The organism is Candidatus Cryosericum odellii (assembly GCF_003570935.1).
In the GTDB taxonomy this organism is placed as follows: domain Bacteria; phylum Caldisericota; class Caldisericia; order Cryosericales; family Cryosericaceae; genus Cryosericum; species Cryosericum odellii.
Window position 1 is genome coordinate 1 of the sequence record NZ_QXIU01000012.1, and the last position, 2,688, is coordinate 2,688.

Here is a 2,688-nt window from a genome sequence, read left to right on the forward strand (position 1 = left end):
TTGGTCAGCCACCTCGGAACGAATGACGCTCGCACGGTTGAGAAGATGATCGACGATGGGGACGAGCACGCTCTCCTGGTGTACACCGCAATGGCGTACACAGTCGCGAAGACTATTGGGGAAATGGCCACCGTATTGAAGGGAGACGTCGACGCCATTGTCATGACGGGAGGTATCGCCCGGTCGGCTTTCCTCGTCGACGAGATCACGAGACGTGTCCAGTTCATCGCACCCATCAAGGTCTATCCGGGCGAGGACGAGATGAAAGCGCTGGCTTTGGGCGTGCTCCGCGTACTGGATGGTTCGGTACCCGCCGGAGTGTATCCGCCGGAGCAGGCGGGTAGCGGACGGCCCTGAGTACATTGGACGTGCAGACCGATGCGTGAACTTGCCGATCTGTTTGGTCGCCCGCGGACAGGCCAGTCGATTGTATTTGCCGGGCCATCCGGGTCGGGCAAGACCGAGGTCGCTATCAACCTCGCCCTGTCTCTGATCCGGGTGACGACGTCCCCGGTTACACTATGCGACCTGGATGTCGTCAAGCCCTATTTTCGGCTTCGTGACATGTTGCGGCTGCTTACTGAGGACGAAGCAGGGAGACTGACCATCGTCGAACCGGAGCGTCGACTGCTTCATGCAGACATCCCGACGTTTCCTCGTAATCTGCATGCGCTTCTGTCTTCTCGAGAGACAATCAAGGTCATCGATGTTGGTGGAGACGCCATCGGGGCAGGAGCTGTTGCCCAGTTTCGTGAAACGATTATTGCCAGTGACTATAGCCTGTACATCGTGGTGAACACGCTGCGACCGGGAATGGATAGCGCTGATGGCCTGAAACGTATGCTGATGGCTATTCGCTCAGGTGCGCGCCTTGAGGTGACTGGACTTGTTGCCAACACGAATCTGCAGGCGGAGACGACTGTGGAAGACGTACAGCGCGGCTACGATGCTGTCAAGGCTCTCGGCGATAGTGAAGGGTTGCCTGTCGTCGCAGTGCTTGTGTCGCCGGAGTATGCTGACCAGGTAGTGCATCGACTCGCGCCAGGTGCGGCCGGGCTTCTGTCGGTGATTCGTGTTTTCAATCGTATTCTGGATACAGTCGGGTCGCAAACGGAATTCTGAAGCAATATGGAGGTCTACCTTGGAAAGAGTCTCTATTGACGAACAGCGGTGCAAGAGTTGTGGTCTGTGCGTCAGCATTTGTCCTGTCAAGATCCTGATCATAAGTGATCGACTGAATGCCCGTGGTTTCAGACCTGCACAGTGCACGGATCAGGACAAATGCACCAGTTGCGGTTCGTGCGCGCTGGTCTGCCCTGATATTGCCATTGAGCTGCACAGAGAGGTGAAGGCATGAGCGACAAGGTTCTCATGAAGGGGGCGGAAGCCCTTGCCGAAGGTGCCATCCAGGCGGGGTGTCGCTACTACTTTGGCTATCCAATCACACCACAGAATGAGACGCCCGAGTACATGAGCCGCCGTCTCCCGGAGGTTGGTGGCAGATTTGTGCAGGCTGAAAGCGAGGTTGCGTCTATCAACATGGTCTACGGTGCTGCCTGCGCTGGTGTTCGGGTGATGACGTCGTCCTCGAGCCCAGGTATTTCCCTGATGCAGGAAGGCATTTCCTACATCAGCGGCTCCAATGTCCCATGTGTCGTCATGAATGCCATGCGTGGCGGGCCTGGTCTCGGCAACATTGCTCCCGCTCAGGCGGATTACTTCCAGGCGGTCAAAGGGGGCGGCAACGGGGACTACAAACGCATTGTCCTTGCTCCCTCATCGATCCAGGAAGGCGTGGACCTGTTTGTCGATGCGTTCGAACTGGCGGACAAGTACCGCATGGTGGTCATGGTTATTGTTGATGGTCTCATCGGACAGATGATGGAACCCGTCGAGTTCAAGACCAGGATTGATGTTTCGACGCTGAAGACACCGGAGTGGGCAACGGTCGGGCGACATGGACGTGACCATGCAAATATCATTACCAGCCTTACGCTGGATGCTGCCGGACTGGAGCAATGGAACCTCAAACTCCAGGCGAAATACGCGCAGGTCGAACAGGCTGAAAGCCGCATCGAGGAGTACCAGATGGACGATGCCGACTACGCTATCATCGCGTATGGAACGATGGCGCGCATTGCGAAAACGACAGTACGCGTTGCACGTGACAAGGGCATCAAACTCGGGTTGCTGCGTCCGATAACAGTCTGGCCATTTCCTGCAAAGCAGATGCAGGCGTACGTTGGCAAACTGAAAGGGACTCTGACGGTCGAACTTGCGTACAGGCAGCTGTTTGAGGATGTCCAGCTGACTCTTTGTGACAAGATGCCTCTGGGCTGGTATGGGCGGGGCGGCGGAGTCGTGCCGGGACCTCAGGAAATACTAGCGGCGTTCGAAGAGCAGTTCGGGAAAGGACGGTAGAGCCATGGCTGAACAGATGAAAGTCATCTACGAACGTCCCACGTCGTGGGCAAACAAGGTAACACACTACTGTCCAGGATGTACGCATGGAGTTGCCCATCGGCTTGTCGCCGAGTTGGTGGATGAGATGGGACTCGTGGACAAGACCATTGGGGTCTGGCCAGTTGGTTGTGCCGTTCTTGGATATGACTACTTCAACTTCGACAGTGTCGAGGCGGCGCATGGCAGGGCTCCAGCGATGGCCACCGGCATCAAGGTCACGAATCC

General features: G+C 56.7%; 3 protein-coding genes and 2 pseudogenes. All 5 read left to right on the plus strand.

Annotated elements, in window-relative coordinates; translation table 11 throughout:
• Positions 1-357 (plus strand): annotated as a pseudogene (locus SMC5_RS00610) (butyrate kinase); the annotation flags it as partial.
• Between the two features lie 21 nt (positions 358-378).
• Positions 379-1,122, plus strand: a complete 744-nt coding sequence (locus SMC5_RS00615) for a hypothetical protein (RefSeq protein ID WP_119119178.1) — start codon at positions 379-381, stop codon at positions 1,120-1,122.
• Positions 1,073-1,357, plus strand: a complete 285-nt coding sequence (locus tag SMC5_RS11525) for an indolepyruvate ferredoxin oxidoreductase subunit alpha (RefSeq protein ID WP_243621692.1) — start codon at positions 1,073-1,075, stop codon at positions 1,355-1,357. Before SMC5_RS00615 ends, SMC5_RS11525 begins: the two co-directional genes overlap by 50 nt.
• Positions 1,354-2,421, plus strand: coding sequence for a 3-methyl-2-oxobutanoate dehydrogenase subunit VorB (vorB, locus tag SMC5_RS00625; RefSeq protein WP_119087553.1), 1,068 nt, complete (start codon positions 1,354-1,356; stop codon positions 2,419-2,421). Before SMC5_RS11525 ends, vorB begins: the two co-directional genes overlap by 4 nt.
• A gap of 16 nt (positions 2,422-2,437) precedes the next feature.
• Positions 2,438-2,688: pseudogene (locus tag SMC5_RS00630) on the plus strand (thiamine pyrophosphate-dependent enzyme); the annotation flags it as partial.